This is a genomic window from Pseudomonas sp. NPDC089401 (assembly GCF_044749485.1).
Classification (GTDB): domain Bacteria; phylum Pseudomonadota; class Gammaproteobacteria; order Pseudomonadales; family Pseudomonadaceae; genus Aquipseudomonas.
Map to the genome: position 1 here is coordinate 494,099 of NZ_JBIVIA010000004.1, position 20,759 is coordinate 514,857.

Consider the following 20,759-nt stretch of genomic DNA (forward strand, 5'->3'; position numbering starts at 1 on the left):
ATCGAAGGCCGGGCGTCAGGCAAACGGAAAACGGTCGGGGCCGATCAGGCGCGGCGCAAGGCGCGCTGCTCGACCCGGCTCTGCAGGCGATACAGGTAGGCGAAGCCCTGTTCCCAGCGCTCATGCCCGGACTTGACGTTGATGTGCCCGGCGTTGCTCAGCAACCCCGCCTCCGCACCCCAGGCCTGGGCCAGGTACAGCGCCCGCGGCACGCTCACCGCCGGGTCGTTGTCGGAGCTGACCACCTGGCTGGGGAACGGCAGCGCCTGGCTCGGGATCGGCGCAAAGTTGCGCAGCGCCGGCGCGCAGGTCGGCCGCTCGACATCGGCCGGCGCCACCAGCAGCGCACCCCGCACCCGGCGCAGCAAGGCCGGGCTGGCCTGCGCGGCCCAGTGGGCGACGGTGATGCAGCCCAGGCTGTGGGCGATCAGGATCACCGGCGAGCGCTCGGCGGCAATCGCCTGCTCCAGCGCCTGCACCCAGTCGCGGCGCTGCGGGGTCAACCAGTCGTGCTGCTCGACCCGGGCGCTGTTAGGCAGAGTACGTTGCCAGTGGCTTTGCCAATGATTGTCTGGCGATCCTTGCCAGCCCGGCACAATCAGGTAACGGATAGGCTCATTGCGCATGGGGACGCCTCCAAGGTGTTTGCGTGCTTGGGGGTCAGTATAGGGAGGGGAGTTTTTACGTAAAGGAATAAGAAGCTATTTGTTAATAACCATAATTACTTACTGGAGAGTTCTGCTTGCCACGCGTCCAGGGCTGCATCTTCGCCAGCCTCAGGAAAACTGGAAGGTCAGCACGCCTTGCCTGCTCGGCCTGGACGCCAACTGAAAAGCATCGCTGAGAAAGACGTAGAGCACGCCGTCGGAGAAGATACCGGGCTCCTCTGAAAAGCCGACATCCAGCTCATCGCCATTGATCATCATCCGGCATCGGCTGCCGGGTACTGACTCACTGTCTTGCAGCCAGGCAACCGCACCGTTCACCCTTGAACCGTACCTTTCCACCGCCGCCCCTTCGCCAAGCGACAGCCCGCGAGCGGGCGACAAGTCGCCATATTCATTACGGAGGACGCCGTCGTTGTCGTGAAAGAGCACGACGGATTCGTTGCACCCTTCTGTTGTCAGTTCTTCCCAGTGCAGGTAGGTATCAGCCTGATAGTATGGGGTGAACAAGGAGAGCCAGCCAGCACTGCCCGGCTCGACCCAGGCGGCAGGCAACGTCATCACGTGCAGCAACGGCTTGCCATTGCCATCCTTCGGCCATTCACAGCCCTCGGGCAATGCGCAACCTCCCGCGACATGTGCGACCCGCTCACTGGCGCGCTCGGGTTGAAAATGCAGCGTGTTCATTCACACTTCCTTGGTGATTGCAGTTATCCACAGGCGCTCAGGAGATCGGCGCTCAGTAGGCGCCAACACCTTTGCTAAACGCCAACGCCTGTGGATACTCGGACAAGAACCCGTCCGATCTGATGAACGCCATGGCTACGCAACGTTGCGGGCTCGGCGCCCTTCTTATGTAATCGAGCAGCAACGGTAAATCACCATGCTCCACCTCGATACCCAATAACGTCATCGCCCATTGCTTGTCAGGAGAGCGCTCGAGCAACCCGGCCAATCCTGCAACCAGCGCAGGGTAGAACACATGGCGGTCGGCAGCCTCGAGCACGTTGCGCGCACGCTCCAGTACACCGAAGTCATCGGTGTCAGAGAACATGTCGAGCAGCGTTGTCGCAATCTCGCCATTCATGTTCCGCTCGGCCTCTGCCAAGCCCGCCAGGAACACATCACAATCGTGCTCGCTGGCAAAATCGCGACAGGCCAGCATGCGTTCGCACCACTGACTAAGGTCAAAGGGTTCGATTAGCCAATCAGCCATGCCTCACTCCCCTCACGGTTGTAGGATCTTCACCTATCGCGTGCCATCATGATTTTTTTGTCATGCACTACCAATGAGACCATAAGTCATCTCTTCTACCCTGGCCCAATCATACGTGAAATCGAGTCGACAACTATTATCCAGCAGAACGGACAGCCCCTCCCTATCCTGTAAGGAAACACAAATCGCCTTTTTAATTATATTTTTCGTACCCCAGTGAGAAACACTTAGATCCTTAACTGCACCATAAGATAATGAAATATATACAACATCATAATTCTTTGGCCACTTAGCAGGTTGTTTGGCTGGCTTCTCACTGATTATCAGCCTAACCTCAACAGCTGGGCCATCACGGTTAAATTTTATCTCAATAAGCTCAGCCCCTTCAAACGAAGGAAGACCACCATACAGATTAGTTAACGCTTGAGAATTCATTAATCGAGCAATATTTATCATTTTCAGCCCAACAATCAACGTGACAGCAATATTTTATACAGATTTCTCTTTGAGGCACATAGCCAACCCTGTCAATACCTGCCAAAAAATGGCAACGCCAACAACGCCTCTAATGATCGACCCCATTAATCATGGCAAGAAACGCTTCATCTCAAACTTTTGCATCAATAATCATGGGGCAACGTCAAAAAAGTCATCGTATTCGGCGTAGTAGTTCAAGCACTCTATCAACTCCTGATCGGAAACGCTGGCTTTTTGCGACACAGCCAAATCTATTACATCCTGGAACTGATCGCGCATGTAGCAAAAGGTGTACCCCATTGCCATCACGGCCCGCGGAAGGTGTTCGTTGTCTTCCTCATCATAGTCTGGAACGTCGCCAACATAGATAGTTTGGCCGCAAGCCAACTCTTCAATGCCCACAGGACAGTAGAGGGCATACACCTCATCGCGCTCCTGCCTGCTCTTTACTAGATGGATGAGTGTTTCCAGCGGGTATACAGTGTTTAACCTGAATGTATCCATGCACGATCACCTATTGCTTGTGGCCATAAGAAGGCCCAGGACCAACTTTTAGTTTGGTAGCGCTTCGATATCTCGACGCAAAAATATCACCGCCGCCGCCGAACGTTATTCTCGGACTTACCTCAGGCCTATCCAAGTTGCAGGAAAAAGCCAGCTGCGCCATTAGCCTCACCAGCAATGAATTCATCGCTGAGGAGGAGATAACCCATTCCATCGGACAGCACACCTTTATTGCCGGGCAGAGCGTTGTCCAGATCTCCACCATAGATCGACACACGACGCCTTGCGTTTTCCAGTCGCAGAGGCGCCTGCAGCCAGGCATCGACACCGTCCAGCTTGGAAGCTAGGTTTTCGTCATCATCCTCATGGTCTGCCAACAAGATCGTCACACGACCGCAGCCGGTGATTTTCCCTGGCGCTTCGTCACGCAGGCCAGGCTGGCGCAGGTAGCTCAGCACAACGGCCTGCGAGCCGCCCTCCTTGAACCGTAATGACCGATAGTGCCCCACGTCGCCCGGCGTGTACGGGATGAAAACCGAAATCCAGCGTGCCGTTTCATGGGCGTCGAGCCATCTGGCTGGAAGGGCTAGCAAGTGAACCAGTGGCGTGCCGTCGGCTGAGGTTGGCCAAGGCATGTGCGTTGGTAGATACGCGCCGCCGCCGGCGTAGCCATCTTCGGCGGTGGGTGATGCTGTGGTGAAGACAAATTCCTTGTACATCTGCGTCCTTCCTGACTAGCTAACCAATGAGCTCAATGGAGAGCTCTGAGTATTTCCAGGTCCTTCAACTCCACCGGCAACTGGTGATCAATATCCGGATGCTGCAAGCAGCCGTTTTCGTAGGCGAAGCCTACTGAAGCCGCCAACTTACTTACACGACTTTCACCAACATGGTACATCTTGAATATTAGACTTGAACGTTAACTGGCCTTCAGTAACAATACTGCTCTTGAGATCAAGAAGAAACGCATCAAGATTACTTGACGTCACGTCAAATGCTCCCCACCCATATTCGCCAGAGATTTTTGACATACAGAAAAATTCGCAAGAGTCCGCAAGAGTCCGCAAGAGCAATATACAGCTGCCTACTGAGACTGCGACCTTCACTCATAAGGAAATCCGACAATGGATTCGACTGCGGCGCCTGCGATTGTTTATATTTCGATAGAAACACGTACTTTTTTAATACCAACAGATAACGCTCGTGCTCAGCCACCATACGCTCAAAGCGACCACCCTTATCTTTGAATAGTATGCTTGGCATATAAACACCATTAAACCCCCAGGCGCAACAAGTGCGCCCGAGATATCAATGCAGTAACAATTTGCAATTAAGTTATTTACTATATTTTTTGCTGCGGGCGCTCTATCAAAACCCAGAGCTCCGTCCTGATTAATCGTACAGATCAAAGCAAAGTCATCATCGCAATCATCCTGTAGCCCCTTACCCAATGACTACCAACCTCATTGAACAGCCCAAATTTTGCCCGATAGCATATCACTTCAAACATTCATCACTCCGGGCTACCAAGTACAACGATTCGATTTTCTATATATCGCAGAGTTAGAGCGTCCGATTTTAGCAAGCGACACCAGATCAATTAATGCCGGTGCCATTCAGAACTAAAAACTTTATATTGACTCTCGGGAGCTCCACTTGGCCATTTCATTAGCTCGCCCATGGAGCTCATCTATTTTAAACTTTTCATCCTCGACTATAACCGTGTATCGCCGAAGCGGAGCTAGTGCCTTAGCGTTGATTGTTTCTACAAACACTTTCCCCTCTGACTCCTTACAGGAATCAGGAATTATGGCCTGAGCAAATTCAGGCGATCGCCCTGTATTTAGAAGTTCCAAGCGACTGGAAGCCAGACTTCTATTTGCTTTTCGGCTAAGACAAGAATCGAATATCTCGCGCAGTTTCGCCTTAGCCTCGAAGTCAGCTTTTAGACGTTCATCGTTGCTCGACTTGTACTCGTCCGAACGCCGACGCTTATGAAACCCCATCTCCCAGGCAAGCATTTGCTCTAAGAATTGTTCTAAAAACTCACGTACTTCCATTTATAAACCCTCTATTCAGCAACTGCACTAGCAGGGATTATGAATACTTTACTATGAGCAGAATCGTTAGCTCGTGCCTGATAGAAGATGGGCGCTGGCTTTTTTCCCGCATCGTAGCTAGCCACTAATCCAGGCTCTGAATGAAAAGTCTAGACACTAGCTAAAGCCATTTTAAAACAGCCTTGGAATGCTCATTTACACCACGCAAATTTCGCTTCCTCGGCTACTACGCTTTACCTGACATGCGCCTCAATATTTTTCACGCAGAGCCTTGTAATCAAGCTCACCCTCATGGGTACTCTGAAAAATTAAACCCTAAGTTTTCTTATATGGGCGTATGCACTCCCTGAAATACTCGGAATCAACATCATCTTCAAACTCGCCCTCTCCATCAAATTCCCACTGCCGCTTCAACTTATTCAACATACACTCTTCAGCATAGGAATTCCCTCCCTCATAAAATTTCAACTCACGCTCAGCCGAATCGCTACCAGCTATCAACTTGTCGAATGCAGAGTTAATCAACGGGCTACCAGAAAATATCAAAGACTCCGTTTCCTCACACTCAAACTTTAAATAAAGCAGGGCTTTCTTCAAGGCATTGATCTCCCCCTGATTCAGCCTTATTTCCTTCTCGGTAAATTCATCCACAAGATTTTCCTTCGCGTGCATTGACCTGCGTACGTGTCATTGCCAATCTTTGCTCATATGTTGATTCGGCCATGACCCCATAAGGATTCTTACCTGCGTGAATTACATTCTCGAGCCTCATCGGGCCGTTGTGAATGTATTCAAGCTCTGAACTCTTTTTAATGTTAGCCGCTTGCTCCGGGGTAGCTTTAAACACTAACGCATGCTCTCCCCTACCAGCGTGCTTAGTATCATTGATAAATATGTCTCTCTGAGCATCCTCAGGGGTCATCAAAACATCAGTCACATACACCTTGCCTTTGGCATTAGGCCTAATAACGCCGGTACTTTTTATATTTTTCAGGCCTTTTTCATCCGTATAGTGAACAAATATATTATTTGCACTTAGACCTAATGCATCAACCCACCCAACAGGGTTCACCGCATACTGGTAAAGATTCATCCCACCAAGCAACCCTATCGGGTCACTGCTTATAAATCTTCCAGACTGGCAATCATAGTACCGATAGCGGTTGTAGTGCAGCCCACTTTCATGATCGTAGTACTGCCCCTGAAAGCGCAGTGGGTTGTTCAGACCGTGCTGTCCGGCCAGCTCCGAGCGCTCTTCACGCGCCTCGCCCCAGGCCTTGTACTGCGCCGCCCAAGCAAGATTGCCCTGTTCATCCGTCAACTCCATCGGCGTACCCAGGTGATCGCACTGATACCAGGCGATGGCATCGAATGCCTGGGGTTTCATCTCGGTCTGCCACAGCGGATCCTGATCGAAGTCGTACTCGCGCTGGCTCCAATCCGGCTGTTTGTGCAGCACGATCGGGCGCTTGCGCAGCGCTTGTGCGACCGGCACGAAGCTGCCCGGTTCATACAGATAGTGCACGGTTCGGCCAGTATCGCCGTCATCCCGCGGCGGTGAGCTTTCCCACGCCAAGGTGTCTCCGTCCCAACCAAACAGGGTGAAGCCACACTCCAGCTCACGCTGACGCTTCGCCCGCTGCATCTGGTTCCAGCCAGTACCGGCTTCCGGTCGATCCCAATAGTGCGCGACCGAGTTCTTGTACAGACGCCGACCCAAGGCGTCATAACCGAAATCGACCTTGAGCTTGTCGTCGTTGTAACTAGCCAACCGGTCAAACAAATCCCAGGTGAAGTGAGCGTGCGAGCCGTTGTGCAGACGGTGCACAAGGTTGCCGCGCTCGTCGTACTTGTAATGGGTGCCGGCATACTCGCGCAGCAGGTTGTCCATCAGCTTGTTGCGACGTGGGTTCGCCTCCAGTGGGCGGTTCAGCTCTTGGGTTTTCTGGTCCAGCAGGTTACCGGCCGGGTCGAAGGCGAACGTCTCGACACCCAAACGGCTGGTGGCCTGGAGCAAGCGGCCCACTGGGTCGTACTGATACTCCAGCTGGCCGCGACGAGTGTCGTGGATATTGGTCAACTCGCCCGCAGCGTCGTACCGGTATTGACGCTTGAGCAACGTGGACTGACCGTCATGGCTACCCAACCACTGCTCCTGCAAACGCCCGGCTGGATCCCAGGCCTGGGTCTGCATGAGCTTGTTGCCTTGGTGCCGCACAACCTCACGGTGCAGGTCATCACGCTCGTAGGCGAGCATCTCATGATGATCAAGCGTCATGCCCAGCAGATGACCACTGCCATAGGTCAACCAGCTGACCCTGTGTCCTTCCGGGCGTATGATCGAGACGCGCTGATTGAGCGCGCCGTACTCGTGCTGCCACACCACGACCATCGGCGTGTCGGTAGCGAGATAGTGTTGTTTGCCATTCTCTTCTGGCGAACGGCTAAACTATATTTTCCACACCTCGCATGAAGCCTCTCGCTCTATTGTCAGACGCCATTAAATCTCAATGCTTTATGTCCACTGCCTTCCCTATCGCATAGCAATCACTGCGCCGCCTAATTGAATCCAGCGTGATAGGAACTCCATCAAAGTTTCCGTCAATCTCAATACAGTACCCACCAATCTCTGACAAGGAAAATCTTACACCACTAAGAACAACACTTCCTTGTCCAGGCAAAAAGTCAGACCTAACTTCTGTGACATCGAAAAGCCTAATTTCAACTTTACGCTTAAAATTAGAGACTGACGAACCACTCCCGTACAGCTCAATTTTAATATTTTGCTTCCCATAATCCAGAAGTTCGTAGCCAAAAGAGCCAATCCTCCAGCCTCGAAAGTTATCGTTAGTCTCAAAAAAACTTTCAATTTCACCAAATGTCATATGCTGAAGCCTCTCTCATTGCGACCACTCAGATTCGAACACCTCTACGGAACCACCTAAAACATAACAAGTACTGTATTTTCTGACAGACTCCAAACATACAGGAATAAGTCCAAAGTCAGTATTGACCTCCAAACCAAACCCATCATTAAATTTAAGTATTTTTATTTTCGAATGAATGGTAACAGGAATTATAGTCGACCTGGCTTCACATACGTCCTGAACAAGTAATGTCACCTTTTTCCACTCCCCCCCTCCTAACTCATAGTTGCAGGCATAAAGACACATACTCACAGAGCAAACGCCATCTTCCGAAAAAATATAGTCGAAAGACTTCACAACCCCATCATCAAAACCGTAATACTCATCGAAGAATTTCTCAACATCATTGATTTTCATCGTTTTCTCACTCATTTTTGTGCCGGCTCCGTACCCGGCGGAATGACACTCCATCCTTTAGGCACGTCACTTGGCGGAATGTGAAGGGCAGTTGGGCCATGTCCGGCCCCGAGATTTCCCGGAGGCGAAAGAACATGCCCGTGGCCGGGAGGTGCGTCCTTCCCGTGGCGCTTGAAGTCTACCTGCCCGACAGCTAGGCCCTCACTGTTGTAAATAGTGTTCTGCACCGCAAACTTCCCATCTCCACTTAACTGAGTATAAACAGTGTTGGGCTCGCCAGTACCATCACGCGGTGCGAGCGCAGATTTCCATCTATGGGTTAAGTCGCAGAGTTCCTCCTCAGAGAGCCCTAGTGGATCAATCCGCTGAATCGGATTTTTTACATAAGCATAGAAATTCAAACCGCCTGCATAACTGATAGGATCTAGAGTTATAAACCGCCCAGTCTTTGGGTCGTGATATCGATAGCGGTTGTAATACAGTCCCGTTTCATGATCGTGGTACTGTCCTTGGAAGCGTATCGCATTACCCAGATCGTAATGTCGCCCCTGCCCCGAAACACTCTCACGCACCTCGCCCCATGCATTGTACTGTGCTGTCCAGGCAACGTTGCCTTGCTCGTCAGTCAGTTCAACCGGTGTGCCCAGATGGTCGCATTGGTACCATGCGATGGCATCGAATGCCTGCGGTTTCATATCCGTGTGCCACAGCGGATCCTGATCGAAATCGTACTCCCGCTGGCTCCAATCCGGCTGCTTGTGCAGCACAATCGGGCGCTTGCGCAACGCCTGCGCCACCGGCACGAAGCTGCCCGGTTCGTACAGGTAATGCACGGTACGTCCGGTATCGCCGTCATCTCTTTGCGGCGAGCTCTCCCAGGCTAGGGTGTCGCCATCCCAGCCAAACAGTGTGAAGCCACACTCCAGCTCACGCTGACGCTTCGCGCGCTGCATCTGGTTCCAGCCAGTACCCGCTTCCGGTCGATCCCAATAGTGCGCGACCGAGTTTTTGTACAGGCGCCGACCCAAAGCGTCATAGCCGAAATCGACCTTGAGCTTGTCGTCGTTGTAACTAGTCAACCGGTCAAACAAATCCCAGGTGAAGTGAGCGTGCGAGCCGTTGTGCAGGCGGTGCACTAGGTTGCCACGCTCGTCGTACTTGTAATGGGTGCCGGCGTACTCGCGCAGCAGGTTGTCCATCAGCTTGTTGCGACGTGGGTTGGCCTCCAGTGGGCGGTTCAGCTCTTGGGTTTTCTGGTCCAGCAGGTTACCGGCCGGGTCGAAGGCGAACGTCTCGACACCCAAACGGCTGGTGGCCTGGAGCAAGCGGCCCACCGGATCGTACTGGTACTCCAGTTGGCCACGACGAGTGTCGTGGATGTTGGTCAGTTGGCCGGCAGCGTCGTAACGGTACTGGCGCTTGAGCAATGTGGACTGCCCGTCATGGCTGCCCAACCACTGCTCCTGCAAACGCCCGGCAGGGTCCCACGCCTGGGTCTGCATCAGCTTGTTGCCCTGATGCCGCACAACCTCTCGGTGCAGATCATCACGCTCGTAGGCCAGCATCTCGTGATGATCGAGCGTCATACCGAGCAAGTGACCGCTGCCATAGGTCAGCCAACTGACTTTGTGGCCATCCGGGCGAACGGTCGAGATGCGCTGGTTGAGCGCGTCGTACTCGTGCCGCCACACCGCAACCATCGGCGTGCCAGTGGCGAGGTAGTGCTGATGCTCTCGAGTCAGGTTACCGGCAGCATCGCCTTACGCCCTGTAATATACTTAGCTGTCTCAGCCACACTTCCATGCGGATCACCCACCAGTCTTCACAAAACTTCTAGCGGAGCTTCTATTAATTGTTATTCGACCCTAATTTAACCTCCCCCATATCAGTACTGATTAATCCAGCCAACCTCATGATCGCATTATTGATTTTATAGCCGGATAGAGTTGCCCCAATGGTCAGGCCGCCCTGTCTATCCTAATATTGACTCAGATACTCCACCCCATAGGTGATATGCAGTCTCACTAAGCAGCTAGGATCTACGCTCCAAGTTATACCTCGCGGCCTCGACAACGCTTTCGCTCGGATCGCTCAACAACCTCTGCAAAATAATCATGGGGGTTTTTTTGTTTACTGCTATACGACCCCGAACCACACTTGACTTATCGCGAGACATCTTATCGAACAGTTCTTTTGAAAGCTTCCTTTTAGTTGCAACGAAAGTTCTTGTGCGGTCATCAGCGCTATCAGAAAGGCGCTCTAGAATCTCCAAAGGAACTGATTTATTAAAGGCAACCCAACACGCATAGTCGGGATATTCGTCAATCACTTTATTCCATGTTTCCAAAGACGCCTCCTCAAAAGCCGAGCGATCGTACTCATCCTTATTTTCGCTACTACGCAACCTAACAAACTCTTCTGCAGATTCAATCATTACGACTTCCTACACTTGAGCGTTTTAAAATCAATATTTTTACCAGTAGGGCCTTTATGCTTGTCCATAAAATCGCCATACACGTCAGCATCAGCAGTCCAAGATCCATCTTCTTCATATACTTTCCAGGCGCTCTCGCCATGCCCCGTGAGATCTTTCGACCACCAGGTATTATCTCTTTTATTAAAGTAATACTTCGCATAGCCCACCCCGCCAACATGGCCCTCGCACACTTTAGTATACTCGGTAATTTCCCATTTCTTCCGACAAGGGCATTTTGAATTCTGATTTGGCTTACCCGATTTTTTCTTCCTGCCAGCCGGATTACTTTTCGTTAGCCCAAGTGGATCAATCCATTCTATCGGGTTGGGCGCATAAACAAAGAAGTTTAGCCCCCCAGCATAGCCTGCCGGATCCTGACTTATGAATCGACCCGTATCCGGCTCAAAGTACCTATTCCTATTGTAGGCTAAGCCAGTTTCCTGATCATGGTATTGACCTTGAAAGCGGAATGGGTTTCCTAATCCTTGCTGCCGCGCCCCTTCCGAACGCTCCTCACGCACCGCCCCCCACGCCTTGTACTGCCCCGCCCAAGCAATGTTGCCTTGCTCGTCGGTGAGTTCCATCGGCGTGCCGAGGTGGTCGCAGTGATACCAGGCAATCGCATCAAACGCCTGTGGCTTCATCTCCGTCTGCCACAACGGATCATCGTCGAAATCGTACTCGCGCTGACTCCAATCCGGCTGCTTGTGCAGCACAATCGGGCGCTTGCGCAAAGCCTGCGCCACCGGCACGAAGCTGCCCGGTTCGTACAGGTAGTGCACGGTTCGGCCAGTATCGCCGTCATCCCTCGGCGGTGAGCTTTCCCACGCCAAGGTGTCGCCATCCCAGCCAAACAGCGTGAAGCCACACTCCAGCTCACGTTGGCGCTTGGCCCGCTGCATCTGGTTCCAGCCAGTACCCGCTTCCGGTCGATCCCAGTAATGCGCGACCGAGTTCTTGTACAGACGCCGTCCCAAGGCGTCATAACCGAAATCGACCTTGAGCTTGTCGTCGTTGTAACTGGCCAGTCGGTCGAACAGGTCCCAGGTGAAGTGTGCGTGCGAGCCGTTATGCAGACGGTGCACCAGGTTGCCGCGTTCGTCGTATTTGTAATGGGTACCGGCATACTCGCGCAGCAGGTTGTCCATCAACTTGTTGCGAAGCGGGTTCGCTTCCAGCGGACGGTTCAGTTCCTGGGTTTTCTGGTCCAGCAGGTTGCCGGCCGGGTCGAAGGCAAAGGTCTCGACACCCAAACGGCTCGTGGCCTGGAGCAGGCGGCCGACTGGATCGTATTGATACTCCAACTGGCCGCGACGAGTGTCGTGGATGTTGGTCAGCTGGCCGGCAGCGTCGTAACGGTACTGGCGCTTGAGCAATGTGGACTGGCCGTCATGGCTGCCCAACCACTGCTCCTGCAAACGCCCGGCAGGGTCCCACGCCTGGGTCTGCATCAGCTTGTTGCCCTGATGTCGCACAACCTCTCGATGCAGGTCATCACGCTCGTAGGCCAACATCTCGTGATGATCAAGCGTCATACCGAGCAAGTGGCCGCTGCCGTAGGTCAGCCAACTGACTTTGTGGCCATCCGGGCGAACGGTCGAGATGCGCTGGTTGAGCGCGTCGTACTCGTGCCGCCACACCGCAACCATCGGCGTGCCAGTGGCGAGGTAGTGCTGATGCTCTCGAGTCAGGTTACCGGCAGCATCATGGAACCACTGCAACTTGCTGCCTGCGTTGATGGCCTGGATCAGGTTGCCATTGCCGTCATAGGCAAAAGTCTCGGTCTGGCTCTGATCGCCTAGGCGGGCGGTGCGCTCGACCAGGCGGTTCATGCGGTCGAAGCGCAGGTCGATGCGGCGCTGGCCAATCTGGGTAGACGCCAGATGACCGGAATACGGGTCGTACTGGTAGCGCGTGACCAGGCCATCGAAGCCGTTCTCTTGCAGCAGACGGCCTACCGGATCGTAGAAGAACGCCGCCTTGCTCTCGTTCTCGTTCTCCAGCCCGATCAGCCGACCCAGCTTGTCCCAACGATAGCGCAGGGTGTGTTCGTTGGCATCGATGCGCTCGGCCAGCAAACCAGCGGCGCTGTAGGACCAGGTGGTGCAACGGTCGAGGCCGTCGGAGTGGGCGAGCAAGCGCCCTTCGGCATCGTAGTCAAAGCGCTCTTCGGTCTTGTCTGGATGCGTGACCTTGCTTAACTGACCGGCCCTGTACTCATACGCGGTCTTGTTGCCCATGGGGTCAACGAACTGGGTCAGTTGGCCGAAGGCGTTGTACTCCCACGCGCTAGTCTTGCCCGAACAGTCGGTGTACTCCAGCAACTGGCCGGCGTCGTTGTAGGCCAGTTTCTTCTCGTTGCCGTTGGCGTCCTTGATCGCCTTGACCAACCCTGTCGGGGTGTAGGCAAACTCGGTCTTGTTGCCCAGTGGATCGGTGATCTCGACCAGGTTGCCGCGATCATCGTAATCGCGCAGCCACAGGCCCGCTTCGGCGTCACGGATCTTGATCGGCTGGTCCTGATCGTCGTAGGCGTAGTGCTCGACACTGTGATCCGGGCGGATGTGCTTGAGCAGGTTGCTGCGCTCATCGTAGGTGTAGCGGTCCTGGCTGCCATCGGCATGCACGTGGCGGATGACGTTCTTGTTCGCGTCGCGGAACAGCCATTCGGAATTGCCGTCCGGATGCTTGATCCGGTAGGTGTAGCCCTGCTTGTCGTAGTAGTGCCAGGTTTCCTGGCCATGGGCGTCGGTGACGTAGGTCAGGCGGATGCGCGGGTCCCACTCCAGGCGGGTTTCGTAGCTGCCGTCGTCGGCCCATTCGCGGATGGCCTTGGCGTGGGGGCCGCTGCCGTCCCATTCCAGGTTGAAGCCGCGCTCGGTTCGATCGGTGTAGCGGGTGATCAGGTGATTGCGGTACTGGTAATGCCAGGCAGCGCCGTTCTCGTCCTGGGCACCGATGAGGTCACCCTGGTCATCGTAGTGATAGGCACAAAGCTGGCGCAGCGGCTTGCCGTCGACCACCTGCCACAGGCCTTGGATGTGCCCGTGGTCGTCGAGCAGGGTGCCCAGTTGCAGGTGGACCTTGCCTGGATCGTTGTCGAAGTAAGTGTTGATGTCCGACAGCACGGGCTGATCGTGATGGCGATGCTCGTAATGCAGCATAGCACCGGCGCCACTGCGCAGCTTGATGTGGGTCAGGTAGAAGCGCTCGCCGTGGCGGGCGTAGGTTTCCTGCCGGTCCAGGCCGCGCAGCAGCACCAGTTGTTGTTCGCCCGTGCGCACGAAGGTGAACGAATCGATTCCGTTGTAGTGCGGCTTGCCTTTCTTCGGCAGCGGCAGCTCGTGGCTGCGACCGTCGAAGTCGTGGAACACGAGGCCCTTGTCCAGCACATCGATGCAGGTGTTGAACTCGGTCAGCCAGCGGGCGCCGAGGATGCCGTCGTCCAGCTTGTCCAGGCGTGAGTTGTAGGTCCGTGTCCACTCGATCGGGAACGGGCCGGGCAGGCTGAAATCGGTATGCACCACGGTTTCGCTGCCCAGCGCGAAGTTGATCTGTTTGCCCGTGGCGACTGGCGCCTTGTTCTTGCAGCAGCTACCGGCCCCTGTGGCAGCTACCTGGGTGGTGATGGACTCGGTGAGGCCTTCGCCCAGTTGAAGGACGGCCTGGGATGTATCGTCCGGTTTGACATTGCCGGACATCTCCTGGGGATTGCGCTCGGCGTAGAGCACGGCGGCGTCGAACAGGATCTTGCGCATGCGGCCGATCGAGTACGGGTTCGCCATGTTGTTGAGGCCGATGATCTGCTTGCTCAGCTCTGGGCCGAGGGCACGGAACTGCTTGGTGTAACGCAGCACCTCCTCTTGCACGCTGGGGGGCGCCAGGTTGCCCATGACCACGTTGGCGGCGCCCTTGCCCATCGCCGCATAGGCGTTGCTCAATGCGCCGTATGCGTTGTCGATCGCGACAAGGGGGTCGGAGGTCATGGTCTGGCGGACCGTCTGCAGTTGCTTGCCGGCCGAGCTCAGATTGCTCTGCGTATCCAGCTTGCCGAGGATGATCGCGTCGATGGCATTGGCGGTATTCTTGATCAGGTCCTCACCGACCTTGGCCGCCTTGGGCAGTACCTCGTCAAGGTGGGCTGCGGCATCGCCAACGAACTCCTCAAGCTTGCCAAGGATGGTGGCATTCAGATGCCCGACAATGATCTCGACCAGCGAATCACCAAGCGCCTGCTTCGCCTCCTGGCGTACCAACACCAGCATTGGCCGCAGGCTTTTGCGGGCGTAGGCCATGGTCATCGGCACAGGCACCACGCCGATCAGGTTGATGCCAAGGCTCACCCAGTCCCACGGGTCCGGCTCATCGGCGTTGGCCAGCGTGACGATGTCGCCGACCGCATCCACCAGGGCCATGATGTTGCCAATCACTGGCAGCACTTCGGCAGTGTCCTTGAGCCGCTCCAGGTTGACGTAGCCATAGCTGATGTCACGCAACCAGGCGTCGAACGCGGCGGCGCCACGGCTCACATCCTCGACGCCGATCTGATCCAGGGGAACGACCGCTGCCTGGGCCGGACGTTGTTTTACGAAAGTATCGGTCATGAAATCAGTTCACCAGGCAGTAGATCGGTAACGGTGCTCAGGCTCGGGGCCTTGAATTCGGGGAGTTTCGGCAGGCTGGCCAGAGCACCTTGGGCAGCACTGCCGGCCATGCCGAGCGCGGCGGAAGCGGCCGGCATGGCCGAGCTGGCGGCGCTGGCCAGTTGCGGCAGCGCCGTGACGCCGCCCTTGAGCGCGCCTTGTACCTGCTGTGCGCTTTGCAGCGCGCCCTGGCCTGTCTTGAGCAGGCTCATGCCCTGTTTGGCCATGTCCATGCCGCTGCTGGCCAGCTGCTTGGCCTTGCCGAAAAGGCCGCCGTCGCCATCTGCTGGCTCGGGCAGGCTGTCGGCAAGGGCCAGTTCGGTGGTCGGAGGGCTGTTCGGGTCCGCTGGCTGCACCGGCCAGTTGATCACCCCGACATAGCTGGCAGGCGACCAGGGTGGGCTGTTGTCGCCACCGAACTTGACCCGAGCTGGTCCAGGCGCGGCGCCGGATACAGCGTTGAAGCCCTGGCCGTCGAGGGTGCCCTTGAACAGGGTGCCGAGGGCATCGGTGACTTCGTAATCGCCGGTCTTGATGCCCTGGGTGTTGGCATACAGGTTGAACAACTCCAGTGCGCCCTTGCCCGGTTTGGGCGGTTCAGGGAACACCCCGTCCTTGCTCGCCGCGCCGATGTGCGAGAACTGCGCCGCATGGGCGGTGTAGTTGGCGCTGGTGACGTGGGTGATGCCGCTGGCGTTGTACGTCGTCGCGCTGCCACCGCCCTGCACCACCAGTTCGGTCTTGGCCTTGAGGATGATGCGGTCGGCGTTGGCGGTGATATCCAGCTTGGCCAGCAGATTGATGCTGTCCTTCAGGGCGCGGACGTCGATGTCGCCATCGGCTGCGACCAGTTTCCAGCCCAGGCTTTGCACGAAGAACCGCATGCCTTGGCTGGCACTGGCCAGCAGGCGCTTGCCGATGGACAGACTGGTGTGGCCGGTGCTGCTCAGGGCCAGGTGGCTGCCGGTGGTGATGTGGTTTGGGCCGGGGGTGGTCAGGGCGATGCCGGCGGGGCTCGATACGACCAGGTGTGGCTGGGCGAATTCGGCGAACTCGTTCTTGGTGAGATCGCCGGGGCCGCTGCCGAGAATACCTTGGTGCTGGGCGTGCAGGTCCTTGGCGACCTGGTCCTGGTCGCCGGGTTCCTGGGCCTGCATCTGCTTGGCCAGTTCAGCCAGGCTGTCCTGCTGATCGCTGGCGGTGGCCAGGCGTTCGGCGGTTTCCGGCAGGTCCTTGTGGTGCTTGGCTTCGTTCGGGCGCGGCTCGGTGGTGAGCAGCAGGCCGCCGGCGGCGCGGACGGCGCCGTGGCGGTCAGTGCGCAGTTCGAAGCCTTCACCGCGTGGGGCGCCACCCGATGGCCTTGGGTGCGTCAGGTAGCCGAGGTTCAGGGCACTGGCGCCGTGATCACTGCGCAGGCCGATGCTGATTTCGCTGGTGGTGTCGTCGATGCGCAGTTCGTTGCCGCGACTGCCCTTGTATTCCTTGCTCTTGATCGTGGCGAGGGTTTTCAGGTCGGGCAGCTTGTAGTGCGGCATGTTCACGCCGTGGTACAGGCAGCCGGTCACCAATGGCTGGTCGGGGTCGCCTTCGAGGAAGCTGACCAGCACTTCCATGCCCACGCGGGGCAGTTGCAGGCCGGCTATGCCCTGCCCGGCCCAGCTGCTGGCGACGCGCATCCACACGCTGGATTTATCGTCGGATTGACCCTCGCGATCCCAGAAGAACTGGACCTTGATGCGGCCGTATTCGTCGCAGTAGATCTCTTCGCCGGCGGGGCCGCTGACCACGGCGCGCTGGGTGCCGAAGACCTTGGGCTTTGGATGCAACAACGCTGGGCGGAATGGCAGTTCCCAAGGGGTCACTACGAAGAAGTTGCGGTAGCCCTGCTGGAAGCCGTCGAAGCGGGCATCGACATCGCTGGTGATCGCTTCTTCGAGGACTTGTGGCTGACGGCCCTGGTGGTGCACTTCAGTGAGCAGCCAAAGGTCGTTCCAACTGGCGTTCGGATGGCTGGCCAGCGTCAGGAAGTGGCCGCTGGCAAGCAGTGGCTGGTCACTGTCGCCCTGGGCTTGGCGGTAGTCGCTGCGATGGCGCTCAAGCGCTCGGTTGGCGAGGTGCTTGCCGCGCGTGCGGTCGAGGAAACGACCGGGATAGTCGTAATCTTCCAGCGCTGGCTCGTCGTGGCTGTCGACCTCGCCCTCAAGTGTGATCAAGGGCTTCTTGAAGTCGTAGTCGCGGCGCGTAACGCTGCTGGTCCGGGTCTCCAGACGCAGCGCAAAGCGCTTGATCATAGGCGTATCGGCGACCAAGCCAGAGTCGTGCTGGAAGCTTACGGGCGCCAGTTTCGGGAACACCGTCTGGTCATCGCCGAACACCAGCAGATGACCGTCCGCACTGTGGCGGAAGTGGTAGTGAATCCCCTCCTCCTCACACAGCCGTTGAATGAACTGCAAATTGGATTCGTCGTACTGCACGCAATACTCGCGCTGCGGATACGTCGCACCCAATTGGAATTGGTAGGCGTTGGCGAGGATGCCATGCTCCTCGAGCACCTGGGCGATGATCTCCTGCACGGTCTTGTGCTGGAACATGCGCTGGTTGATGCGGTGTTTCAGGTAGGCCAGCTGCGGACGCAGGGTCACCTGGTAGCGGGTCAGGCGCTTGCCCGACTCGCCCTGTGCGGCGCGGTAGATCAGGCCATGCAGGCCACGCCCGTCATCGCCGAGTTGAAGGAACGCGGGCTTGTGCAGCAGGCTTTCCAGGTCCAGCGAAGGGTTCTCGCTGACCAGCTCGAGGTCGATGGCATAGGCTTGGCTGATGGCTTCCGTGCCGTCGAAGGCGAGGACCTGGAAATCGTGTTCCAGGCCGTCGATGTGCAAGCTGAAATGGGTCTGGTTTGCTGCGGCAAACATCCCTGTCCTCCTTTTTTCAAGTCACAACGAGGCCCGCCGCGCAGGGCGCGGCAGGCGACGGAGGGGTCCAGGCTTAGCCTGCGACCGGCGCGCGCCAGTCGTCGGAACCGGAAGTACCGGACACTTCGTGGGTCCAGGTGATCTTGCGGTAGGTGAAGTGCACGTCTTCCAGGTGGGTGAAGTGCGAGTTCGCCGGGTCTTGGCAGTTGTGCATGTAGTCCTTGATGTCGACGATGATCGCGTCTTCCAGGACGGTGGTGTAGTAGTGCTCTTGAGTACCGGCAGCCGAGGTGCGGTACCACTTGATCTCGACCTTGGTCATGCGCTCGCCGGAGGTCAGGGCCGCCAGCAGAAGGGGCGAGGCCTTGTCGAAGACCTTGGTGATTTTCACCGGCTTGTGCACGCGCTGGCCGGTTGGCTGGCCGGATTGTGGGTCACGCGGGATGATCACTTCGTGTTCGAAGCCCTGGACCATGACCTGGTCTTCGTGGCCTTCCTGGTAGGTGTTGCCCACGGAGTCGGCGGTGAAGGCGCCGGCGGTGATCAGGCCTTGTTTTTCGCCGGTGACGGCCATGTACGCTGGTGTTGCCATGGAGGGCTCTCCTTGCTGGGTTTGGGTGCCGAAAATCGGCTGAAAAGTGCCATTTGGCGGGCAAGGAGGGTTACAAAAGGCGTGCCAGAAATAATTTATTGTTTAGTTTCAATATGTTAGGAAAATCACCTATTCAAACGGGTGTGCCAACTTTTCGAATCCATTCAAAAGTTGCGCAACTTCTTGCGCAGTGGTGGCAAAAAGTTGCGCAGTTGGCTGTACAGAACGGATTGCGTGGCTTGTAGCGATGTATGCACAGAGTTATCCACATTTGAGTGCGCAACTTCTTGCGCAGTTGACTCAGAGGTCAGTGAGTAAAAATGGGCGGAAAAGAGGTGATTTCAGGAGGGGTGAAATCGGAGCCAGAAATTTTCCGACGAACGGTACTCTTGAGGCTGAGAGGTGTTTGCCGAAAGATATTCAGCGCCTATGAGATCGAGCGCCGCCCGCGCGGCGCATCGCGAGCAAGCTCGCTCCTACGTTTGTTTTTGGCCAGTAACGCCTGTGGCAGGTGCGCGCGACCGCCTTGTCGGTACGACGCGATAGCGCGACAGGCGCCAAGGCGATCGCGCGCAAATCCCCCAGGAATGATTGGACCGAAACAGACGTAGGAGCGAGCTTGCTCGCGATGCGCCGCGCGGGCGGCGCTCGATCTCACAGGCGCTGAAACTGTTGTGGCGAACACCCCAGGCCCCCACCTTCTCAAGCCCAAAAAAAAGGGCCAACCCCTGTCAAGAGATATGGCCCCAACGCACTTGCGAGAGTCACTTGCCTGAAGAATTCCGCCGCTAACGCGCCGTAATCACCGCCAACTTGCTGATCCCGGCCCGCTCGATGGCCGCCATGGCCCGCGCCACTTCGCCGTAATTCACCCCATCGTCAGCCTGCAGCTGCACACGCACCTCGGCATCCTTGGCCTTGGCGTCCTTGAGGCTGGTCTCCAGAAGATCGGGCTGGATCTCATCCTTGTTGATGAACAGCTTGCCAGCACCGTCGATGCTCACCACCAGCGGATCCTTCTGCTCCACCGGGGCCACGGCCTCGGTCTTGGGCAGGTTGATCGGGATGGCGTTGGTCAGCAGCGGCGCGGTGACGATGAACACCACCAGCAGCACCAGCATGACGTCCACCAGCGGGGTGACGTTGATTTCACTGAGGACTTCGTCGCTGTCCTGGGTCGAAAAGGCCATTTCAGGACGCCTCCTTCACCGGCTGGGTGAAACCGGCCTGGGCCTTGTGCACGGCAGGGTGCACCAGCACGCGGAAGGCACTCTTCTGCGCCAGGCTGTAGAAGTCATGGGCGAAATCGTCGAGGTCGGCTGCGGTCAGCTTGAGGCGGCGCAGGAAGTAGTTGTAGACCAGCACCGCCGGCACCGCGACGGCAATACCCACGCCGGTGGCGACCAGCGCCGCGCCGATCGGGCCGGCCACTGTTTCCAGGCTGGCGGAGCCGGCCGCGCTGATGCCCTTGAGCGCTTCCATGATGCCCCACACCGTGCCGAACAGGCCGATGAAGGGCGAGGTGCTGCCGATGCTGGCGACCACCGCCAGGCCGGTTTCCAGCGAGCGGCGCTCACGCACGATCTGCTGGCGCAGGGCGCGTTCGAGGCGGTCCTGGTGGTTGATGGCGTGGCTCAGGTCGTTGGCCTGGGTGTCACCGACGGCGATGGCGGCATAGCCGGATTGCGCGACGCGGGCGGCCGGGCCGGGCAGCTCGTGGCTGAGCTCGGCGGCCGAGTCTAGGCTGGAGGCTGCCCAGAATTGCTGGTGGAAGCGTTTGTCCTGGTTCTTCAAGCGCACGAACTGCGCGACCTTGACCAGGGCCAGGCCCCAGGTGGCGACGGAAAAACCGACCAGCAGCCAGATGACTGCACTTTCAACGGATTCGAGGGGGGATGCCAGCAGGCTCATGGTGATGTCTTCCTGTGTT

16 protein-coding genes and 2 pseudogenes are annotated in these 20,759 nt (G+C 56.8%); all 18 read right to left on the reverse strand.

Annotated elements, in window-relative coordinates; genetic code table 11:
• Window positions 1-44: 44 nt before the first annotated feature.
• The 18 genes and pseudogenes from ACIP21_RS12665 to ACIP21_RS12750 all read right to left on the reverse strand — a co-directional run bounded on the left by ACIP21_RS12665 (window position 45) and on the right by ACIP21_RS12750 (window position 20,740).
• Window positions 45-626: an alpha/beta hydrolase gene (locus ACIP21_RS12665; RefSeq protein WP_400687822.1), complete on the reverse strand. Its 582-nt coding sequence runs from the start codon at window positions 624-626 to the stop codon at window positions 45-47.
• 150 nt (window positions 627-776) lie between these two features.
• Window positions 777-1,352, reverse strand: coding sequence for a hypothetical protein (locus ACIP21_RS12670; RefSeq protein WP_400687824.1), 576 nt, complete (start codon window positions 1,350-1,352; stop codon window positions 777-779).
• 52 nt (window positions 1,353-1,404) lie between these two features.
• Window positions 1,405-1,881, reverse strand: coding sequence for a hypothetical protein (locus tag ACIP21_RS12675; protein WP_400687826.1), 477 nt, complete (start codon window positions 1,879-1,881; stop codon window positions 1,405-1,407).
• Between the two features lie 60 nt (window positions 1,882-1,941).
• A complete protein-coding gene (locus ACIP21_RS12680; protein ID WP_400687828.1) occupies window positions 1,942-2,316 on the reverse strand; it encodes an Imm50 family immunity protein in 375 nt (124 codons plus the stop codon).
• A 192-nt stretch (window positions 2,317-2,508) separates the two neighbouring features.
• Entirely contained in the window at window positions 2,509-2,862 is a 354-nt protein-coding gene (locus tag ACIP21_RS12685) for a hypothetical protein (protein ID WP_400687830.1), read from the reverse strand.
• 128 nt (window positions 2,863-2,990) lie between these two features.
• The gene (locus tag ACIP21_RS12690) at window positions 2,991-3,581 is read right to left on the reverse strand and encodes a hypothetical protein (protein WP_400687832.1); all 591 of its coding nucleotides are present in this window, start codon (window positions 3,579-3,581) and stop codon (window positions 2,991-2,993) included.
• Between the two features lie 912 nt (window positions 3,582-4,493).
• Window positions 4,494-4,922 (reverse strand): NTF2 fold immunity protein, encoded by a 429-nt coding sequence (locus ACIP21_RS12695; protein WP_400687834.1) that lies wholly within the window; start codon window positions 4,920-4,922, stop codon window positions 4,494-4,496.
• Window positions 4,923-5,237: 315 nt separating this feature from the next.
• Window positions 5,238-5,573 (reverse strand): hypothetical protein, encoded by a 336-nt coding sequence (locus ACIP21_RS12700; RefSeq protein WP_400687836.1) that lies wholly within the window; start codon window positions 5,571-5,573, stop codon window positions 5,238-5,240.
• A gap of 382 nt (window positions 5,574-5,955) precedes the next feature.
• Window positions 5,956-7,341 (reverse strand): annotated as a pseudogene (locus ACIP21_RS12705) (RHS repeat-associated core domain-containing protein); the annotation flags it as partial.
• Between the two features lie 88 nt (window positions 7,342-7,429).
• Entirely contained in the window at window positions 7,430-7,807 is a 378-nt protein-coding gene (locus tag ACIP21_RS12710) for a hypothetical protein (RefSeq protein ID WP_400687838.1), read from the reverse strand.
• A 15-nt stretch (window positions 7,808-7,822) separates the two neighbouring features.
• Window positions 7,823-8,221: a hypothetical protein gene (locus ACIP21_RS12715; protein ID WP_400687840.1), complete on the reverse strand. Its 399-nt coding sequence runs from the start codon at window positions 8,219-8,221 to the stop codon at window positions 7,823-7,825.
• A gap of 320 nt (window positions 8,222-8,541) precedes the next feature.
• Window positions 8,542-9,963: pseudogene (locus ACIP21_RS12720) on the reverse strand (RHS repeat-associated core domain-containing protein); the annotation flags it as partial.
• Between the two features lie 275 nt (window positions 9,964-10,238).
• Window positions 10,239-10,640: a hypothetical protein gene (locus tag ACIP21_RS12725; protein ID WP_400687842.1), complete on the reverse strand. Its 402-nt coding sequence runs from the start codon at window positions 10,638-10,640 to the stop codon at window positions 10,239-10,241.
• Entirely contained in the window at window positions 10,640-15,286 is a 4,647-nt protein-coding gene (locus ACIP21_RS12730) for an RHS repeat-associated core domain-containing protein (protein WP_400687844.1), read from the reverse strand. Before ACIP21_RS12730 ends, ACIP21_RS12725 begins: the two co-directional genes overlap by 1 nt.
• Complete coding sequence (locus tag ACIP21_RS12735) at window positions 15,283-18,237, reverse strand: type VI secretion system tip protein VgrG (protein WP_400687846.1); 2,955 nt, start codon at window positions 18,235-18,237, stop codon at window positions 15,283-15,285. Before ACIP21_RS12735 ends, ACIP21_RS12730 begins: the two co-directional genes overlap by 4 nt.
• A gap of 73 nt (window positions 18,238-18,310) precedes the next feature.
• Complete coding sequence (locus ACIP21_RS12740) at window positions 18,311-18,829, reverse strand: Hcp family type VI secretion system effector (RefSeq protein ID WP_400685093.1); 519 nt, start codon at window positions 18,827-18,829, stop codon at window positions 18,311-18,313.
• A gap of 788 nt (window positions 18,830-19,617) precedes the next feature.
• Window positions 19,618-20,019: an ExbD/TolR family protein gene (locus ACIP21_RS12745; protein WP_400687848.1), complete on the reverse strand. Its 402-nt coding sequence runs from the start codon at window positions 20,017-20,019 to the stop codon at window positions 19,618-19,620.
• A gap of 1 nt (window position 20,020) precedes the next feature.
• Window positions 20,021-20,740 (reverse strand): MotA/TolQ/ExbB proton channel family protein, encoded by a 720-nt coding sequence (locus ACIP21_RS12750; RefSeq protein ID WP_400687850.1) that lies wholly within the window; start codon window positions 20,738-20,740, stop codon window positions 20,021-20,023.
• Between the last annotated feature and the right edge of the window lie 19 nt (window positions 20,741-20,759).

Excerpts from the sequence above, each read along its gene's own strand:
- ACIP21_RS12665 (WP_400687822.1), bottom strand. The coding sequence starts at position 626 with ATGCGCAATGAGCCTATCCGTTACCTGATTGTGCCGGGCTGGCAAGGA.
- ACIP21_RS12670 (WP_400687824.1), bottom strand. The coding sequence starts at position 1,352 with ATGAACACGCTGCATTTTCAACCCGAGCGCGCCAGTGAGCGGGTCGCA.
- ACIP21_RS12675 (WP_400687826.1), bottom strand. The coding sequence starts at position 1,881 with ATGGCTGATTGGCTAATCGAACCCTTTGACCTTAGTCAGTGGTGCGAA.
- ACIP21_RS12680 (WP_400687828.1), bottom strand. The coding sequence starts at position 2,316 with ATGAATTCTCAAGCGTTAACTAATCTGTATGGTGGTCTTCCTTCGTTT.
- ACIP21_RS12685 (WP_400687830.1), bottom strand. The coding sequence starts at position 2,862 with ATGGATACATTCAGGTTAAACACTGTATACCCGCTGGAAACACTCATC.
- ACIP21_RS12690 (WP_400687832.1), bottom strand. The coding sequence starts at position 3,581 with ATGTACAAGGAATTTGTCTTCACCACAGCATCACCCACCGCCGAAGAT.
- ACIP21_RS12695 (WP_400687834.1), bottom strand. The coding sequence starts at position 4,922 with ATGGAAGTACGTGAGTTTTTAGAACAATTCTTAGAGCAAATGCTTGCC.
- ACIP21_RS12710 (WP_400687838.1), bottom strand. The coding sequence starts at position 7,807 with ATGACATTTGGTGAAATTGAAAGTTTTTTTGAGACTAACGATAACTTT.
- ACIP21_RS12715 (WP_400687840.1), bottom strand. The coding sequence starts at position 8,221 with ATGAGTGAGAAAACGATGAAAATCAATGATGTTGAGAAATTCTTCGAT.
- ACIP21_RS12725 (WP_400687842.1), bottom strand. The coding sequence starts at position 10,640 with ATGATTGAATCTGCAGAAGAGTTTGTTAGGTTGCGTAGTAGCGAAAAT.
- ACIP21_RS12730 (WP_400687844.1), bottom strand. The coding sequence starts at position 15,286 with ATGACCGATACTTTCGTAAAACAACGTCCGGCCCAGGCAGCGGTCGTT.
- ACIP21_RS12735 (WP_400687846.1), bottom strand. The coding sequence starts at position 18,237 with ATGTTTGCCGCAGCAAACCAGACCCATTTCAGCTTGCACATCGACGGC.
- ACIP21_RS12740 (WP_400685093.1), bottom strand. The coding sequence starts at position 18,829 with ATGGCAACACCAGCGTACATGGCCGTCACCGGCGAAAAACAAGGCCTG.
- ACIP21_RS12745 (WP_400687848.1), bottom strand. The coding sequence starts at position 20,019 with ATGGCCTTTTCGACCCAGGACAGCGACGAAGTCCTCAGTGAAATCAAC.
- ACIP21_RS12750 (WP_400687850.1), bottom strand. The coding sequence starts at position 20,740 with ATGAGCCTGCTGGCATCCCCCCTCGAATCCGTTGAAAGTGCAGTCATC.